Below are 5,886 nucleotides of genomic sequence, written 5' to 3'. Positions count from 1 at the left end.
GGAAAGTGATGCCTCCGTAGGTAAATTTGTGTTATATTTTTCGGTCTTATACGTATTCAAATATACGATCTGACTATAGAGGGAAAATGGCTCTATGAGCGATCTAGCGAAAGAGATCACGCCCGTAAATATTGAAGATGAGCTTAGAGGTTCATACCTAGACTATGCGATGTCCGTCATCGTTGGTCGTGCCCTTCCAGATGTGCGTGATGGCCTAAAACCAGTACACCGCCGCGTTTTGTTCGCGATGAATGTACTAGGTAATGATTGGAACAAACCATATAAAAAGTCTGCTCGTGTAGTAGGTGATGTAATCGGTAAATACCACCCGCATGGTGATAGTGCTGTATACGACACAATTGTTCGTATGGCTCAACCGTTCTCACTGCGTTACATGCTAGTTGATGGCCAAGGTAACTTTGGTTCTATCGATGGCGACTCCGCGGCTGCAATGCGTTATACCGAAGTTCGTATGGCGAAAATTGCTCACGAGCTTTTGGCTGACCTTGATAAGGAAACTGTGGATTACGTACCGAACTACGATGGTACTGAACAAATCCCAGCAGTTCTTCCGACAAAAATTCCTAACCTATTGGTAAACGGTGCTTCTGGTATCGCAGTAGGTATGGCTACCAACATCCCACCTCATAACCTAGGTGAAGTTGTTGATGGCTGTTTAGCACTTATCAATAATGAAGAGATCACGATTGATGAGCTAATGGACTACATTCCTGGTCCTGACTTCCCGACAGCAGCACTTATCAGTGGTCGTAAAGGCATCGTAGATGCATACAAGACTGGCCGCGGTAAAGTTTACATGCGTTCAAAAGCGGACATCGAAGCTGACAAGAATGGTAAAGAGACCATTATCGTTACTGAGATCCCTTACCAAGTAAACAAAGCTCGTCTGATCGAGAAAATTGCTGAGCTGGTTAAAGATAAGAAAGTAGAAGGCATCAGTGCTCTACGTGACGAATCTGATAAAGATGGTATGCGTATTGTTATTGAATGTAAGCGCGACGCTGTGGGTGAAGTTGTTCTGAACAACCTATACGCACAAACTCAGCTGCAAACGACTTTTGGTATCAACATGGTTGCTCTAAACAATGGCCAACCACAGTTGTTTAACCTAAAAGACATGCTTAAGTGCTTCGTTGACCACCGTCGCGAAGTTGTGACACGTCGTACTATCTTCGAACTGAAGAAAGCGCGTGACCGTGCACACATCCTTGAAGCATTGTCTCTAGCACTTGCTAACATTGATGAAGTTATCGAACTTATCAAGAACGCTCCAACACCGGCAGAAGCTAAAATTGGCTTAGTGTCTCGTGGTTGGGATCTTGGTAACGTGGCTTCAATGCTTGAGCGTGCAGGTACTGACGCAGCTCGTCCTGATTGGTTAGAAGACCAATACGGCATCCGCGATGGTCAATACTTCCTAACGGAGACACAAGCACAAGCAATTCTAGAACTTCGTCTTCACCGCCTAACTGGCCTTGAGCACGAGAAGATTCTAGACGAATACAAAGCACTTCTAGAAGAAATCGCTGAGCTAATGCACATTCTTGCAAGCACTGAGCGTTTGATGGAAGTGATCCGTGAAGAACTTGAAGCGGTACGTGAAATCTATGGCGACGAGCGTCGTACAGAAATCACAGCAGCGGTTCACGATATCGACATGGAAGAGCTAATCGCTCAAGAAGACGTTGTAGTAACGCTTTCTAACGCAGGTTACGTTAAGTATCAAATCCTAAGCGACTACGAAGCTCAGCGCCGTGGTGGTAAAGGTAAGAGCGCAACTAAGATGAAAGATGAGGATTACATTGAGCGTCTGCTTGTTGCTAATACTCACGACAACATCCTATGTTTCTCTACGCGTGGTAAGACATACCGTCTGAAAGTTTACCAACTACCATTAGCAAGTCGTACTGCTCGTGGTAAGCCTATCGTTAACATTCTTCCTCTAGAAGAAGGTGAACGCATTACGGCTATTTTGCCTGTATCTGAGTTCTCTAACGACAAGTTCATCTTCATGGCAACCGGTGACGGTACTGTTAAGAAGACATCTCTGGATCAATTCGCAAACGTACGTGCTAACGGCCTAATCGCAGTTAACCTACGTGAAGACGATTCATTGATTGGCGTTGACATCACTAACGGTGATAGCGACATCATGCTGTTCTCTAAATCGGGCAAAGTTGTTCGCTTTAACGAGGACAAAGTACGTGCAATGGGCCGTACTGCCTCTGGTGTTCGTGGTATGAAGCTACCAGAAGACGATCAAGTGGTATCACTGATTGTTCCTTCTAACGAAGGCGATATCCTAACTGTGACTCAAAACGGTTACGGTAAGCGTACTGAGCTAGCAGAATACCCAACGAAAGGTCGTGCAACGCAAGGTGTAGTATCTATCAAAGTCTCTGAACGTAACGGCCCAGTTGTTGGTGCAGTTCAAGTTGAAGAAGGCGATGAAATGATGATGATCACCGACGCAGGTACGCTAGTACGTACTCGCGTTGCGGAAGTGAGCCAAGTTGGTCGTAACACTCAAGGTGTAACACTGATTCGTACTTCTGACGACGAGAATGTTGTAGGTCTACAACGTATCGACGAAGTAGAAGAAGCAGAGGTAATTGAAGGCGAAGCTGAAGTAGCAAACGCTGAAACACCAGTGGTTTCTGAGTCAAGTGAAGAGCAAGCATCAGACGCTTCTGATAGCGAGCAAGACACAGAGTAATCTTTCACTTCTCTAAGATAGGCGAGACAAAAAACCGAGCCGTTGTGCTCGGTTTTTTATTACCTAAAATTCGCCGGTGACTTGTTTTAAAGCCAATAGCTAAACCTCGATCAATATTGTTTTAGTGAGAAAAAGGTAGAGTAAAAAGGTCGATGAAAGGAGAGTGGAATGGATATCTGGTTACTGATTGCTTTGCTGCTAATGAGCTTGTTCTTGGTGGTGATCGTGGTTGCATCAAACAGAAATACCAATAATCTCAAAGGTAATCTTGTTATCTCACTTGTTGCAATACTAGCCAGCGTTCTGGTTTGGTCGCAGATGAAGCAAGTGACTCCTCAACTCTCTTCTGATGATGACAGTAGTTACACGGCAACAGACTTCCAAAACGAACTTCAGCAAAGCCTTAAGCAAGATCCTAATCAATCAGACCTATGGTTTAAATTAGGTGGTGTCTATATGCAGAAAGGGGAGTTTGACGCAGCCTATACCTGTTACGACTACGCGATTCGTTTAGATCCAGAGGCGCCTTCTGGGCTTTACGCAGCTAAAGCGAGTGCCTTGTATTATCTGAGTTCACAGGCGATGAGTGATGATGTGAAAGGACTACTAAAGCAATCTATGGTTCTTGATCCCAACGATCGTACGGCATTGATGTTGATAGCGACCGATCACTTCATCAGTATGCGCTATCAACAAGCGATCGACGCATGGACTCAAATCCTCGATTCTAACCAGAAAGGTATTGATCGTGTCTCTATTATTCATTCGATCAACCAAGCTAAACAGATGATCCATTAAGCTTGATATCACCTCAAACCTTTAAGTTATTTACTTCCCTGCATCTCAATTAAACCGCCGGCGTTGTGGATCTGTGTAAACCCTTGAGCTTTCAAATACTGGTAAGCTTGCCCTGAGCGGTTACCACTGCGGCAATACAAAACTATAGGCTGAGCTTTGTCTATGCTAGCAAAGTGCGTTGTAACCTCAGAAAGAGGGTAGTTAATCGCATTATCAAGATGCCCTTGCTTGAACTCTTCTGGTGTCCTGACATCAACGATCAGCGCACCTTCCTTTATCATTTCCCATCCTGTTTCTGCTCGTTCTGAGGCGCGAAGTCCTGAACTTAATAGTGCGATGCATAATGCTGAAAGAGAAAGTAAGTGCTTCATTCTTTGTTCCTTGAATTAGCTAAAAGGTCATGTGAAGTTGGGACGGTTGAGCGTGCCCAAATCTAAAAAAACCAGCCACACTACTATAGTGTGACTGGTTTTCTCTTATTGGTCTATTTGGAGGAACTAGTATTCGTAGCTAGCTTCACGCTTTTCAGCTTGCTCTTCCCACTTAGGTACCACAGTGTCTAAGAAGTGTTGCTTCTCAGCATTCATTTTATCCATATCCATTCCAAGCGCTTTTTGAGCCGCTTCCTTGGTTGAGATATCTGGAATTTCGATTGGATCGGTAATGCCTTTCTTCGCTAATAGACGAACAATCTTAGTACGCGCGTCTGCTGCACGGTCAACAGCTGTACCTAGAACTTCTAGAGCAACCTCTGGTGCATGCATATGAACACCATGAGATGCGATAGCGTAGTCCCAACGCCATTGAGCATGGCGGATATCTTGTAAGATAGGTGCCATCTCTTGTTCTGTTGCACCTGCTTCCCATGCTGCGCCGGCTTCAAAGTGAGCGGCTACGATTTGTTTCTCTGCAGTAAGCTTCATGTTTAGCACTTGTGCTTTACGGCTTGAAACGATGTTACGCATGGTCTCTTTAGATTGAGTATGGCAGTTAGCACAGGTGTCTTCGAAGCGGTCAAACGGGTTACCTACTTTATGGTCGGTATAAACGGTGCCATCTTCTTTCGTTACTTTAGGCATATGACAGTCAACACAAGCAACGTTGTTCTTGCCGTGAATGCCTTCGCGCCAAGTTTCGTAACCTGGGTGCTGAGCTTTTAGCATAGGTGCTTTAGAGACTTTGTGAGTCCAATCTTTAAAGCCGATCTCATCGTAGTACTCTTCCATCTGTTCAACACGAGTGCCTTTATCCCAAGGGAACTTAACGCCTTTCGTTGGACCTGTGAAATAGTATTCCACGTGGCACTGTGCACAAACAGAAGCTTGTTGGTCAAAGCGACCCTGTTCTTCGAAGTTCTTGCCGATCGCATCGAATGCACGCTCAACATAAGGACGAGTAACTTTTAGTGCTGGTTCGCCATTCTTAAAGCCTTCGCTCTGAGTATCATGACAGTCAGCACAACCAATAGGATTGACAATTTCACTGCCAAGACGAGCCCATTTACCTTCGAAGTAGCCGTCTTCACCACGCTCTTCAATTACACGAGCCACGTCTGGGCTTTTACAGCTCCAACACGCCATTGGCATTGGGCCAGAGTTTTCGTCGGTTGGTCCGCCAGTACGAAGGGTTTGTCTTACATCATCAACCGCATAAAAGTGGCCGCGGGCTTTGTTGTAGTCTTTCGCGAAACCGTAGCCAGCCCATAGAATAACCATGTTTGGATCTTCTTTTAGTGCGTCTTCAATGGCTTCGCTCTCTGATGTTTGTCTCCATGAATGATATTGATCAGGGTGGTTTTGCTCGAACTGGTCGTTACGAGGATCACCAATTTCTTTTTGTTCAGACGCAGCAAAACTGGTCGCGCTTGCGAGTGACGCGCTAACCATTAATAGTGCTGTGACCGAATTACGTATCCAATGCTTTTTCACAGTGATATCTCCAATATACTGATTTTTATACCAAGCGTTGTGAGTTTGCTATTGAAATTAAGAATTGGAGAATTGCTGTTTATATTAATTCATAAATAAACACATTTTGTTACGAGTCGGATGTTTGCTTGTTTTAGATCAATTAATGGTAGTGACTTTAATCACGTTGAAGTTTATATAACCCTAAAGGGGTATGTGAGTGGTAAGTGGAAAGAAATTAATTGAGAATTATTATCATATATAACAGTGAATTAGCGAGTATGCCCCTGTAATAAATAGGGTGATTGTGTTCACATATTACCCGTTGCATATTTCGCATTACCTAATTAGGGGTATATCCTAAATATAGAAAGCGTTGTGGCTTATCCAAAATAAGAATTGATATCATTTAAACGGTAATAATATCGTTTAAGGGTACTTTTG

General features: G+C 44.1%; 4 protein-coding genes. 2 read left to right on the top strand and 2 right to left on the bottom strand.

What is annotated here, in order from left to right:
* Positions 1 to 94 precede the first annotated feature (94 nt).
* Complete coding sequence (gyrA, locus tag BCT81_RS06775; RefSeq protein WP_102423622.1) at positions 95 to 2,737, top strand: DNA topoisomerase (ATP-hydrolyzing) subunit A; 2,643 nt, start codon at positions 95 to 97, stop codon at positions 2,735 to 2,737.
* A 168-nt stretch (positions 2,738 to 2,905) separates the two neighbouring features.
* Positions 2,906 to 3,535, top strand: a complete 630-nt coding sequence (locus BCT81_RS06770; protein WP_102423621.1) for a tetratricopeptide repeat protein — start codon at positions 2,906 to 2,908, stop codon at positions 3,533 to 3,535.
* A gap of 26 nt (positions 3,536 to 3,561) precedes the next feature.
* On the opposite strand, the gene BCT81_RS06765 is transcribed toward BCT81_RS06770, so the two are convergent.
* Together BCT81_RS06765 and nrfA are read right to left on the bottom strand one after the other, a co-directional pair.
* Positions 3,562 to 3,906, bottom strand: a complete 345-nt coding sequence (locus tag BCT81_RS06765) for a rhodanese-like domain-containing protein (protein ID WP_102423620.1) — start codon at positions 3,904 to 3,906, stop codon at positions 3,562 to 3,564.
* A gap of 126 nt (positions 3,907 to 4,032) precedes the next feature.
* Positions 4,033 to 5,463, bottom strand: a complete 1,431-nt coding sequence (nrfA, locus tag BCT81_RS06760) for an ammonia-forming nitrite reductase cytochrome c552 subunit (protein WP_032498631.1) — start codon at positions 5,461 to 5,463, stop codon at positions 4,033 to 4,035.
* Positions 5,464 to 5,886 lie beyond the last annotated feature (423 nt).

The sequence above is a fragment of the Vibrio sp. 10N.261.52.A1 genome, from assembly GCF_002876325.1.
In the GTDB taxonomy this organism is placed as follows: Bacteria; Pseudomonadota; Gammaproteobacteria; order Enterobacterales; family Vibrionaceae; genus Vibrio; species Vibrio chagasii.
Note: the sequence above shows the minus strand (reverse complement) of the source record. Positions and strands in the feature narration are given on the sequence as shown.

Excerpts from the sequence above, each read along its gene's own strand:
- gyrA (WP_102423622.1), top strand. The coding sequence starts at position 95 with ATGAGCGATCTAGCGAAAGAGATCACGCCCGTAAATATTGAAGATGAG.
- BCT81_RS06770 (WP_102423621.1), top strand. The coding sequence starts at position 2,906 with ATGGATATCTGGTTACTGATTGCTTTGCTGCTAATGAGCTTGTTCTTG.
- BCT81_RS06765 (WP_102423620.1), bottom strand. The coding sequence starts at position 3,906 with ATGAAGCACTTACTTTCTCTTTCAGCATTATGCATCGCACTATTAAGT.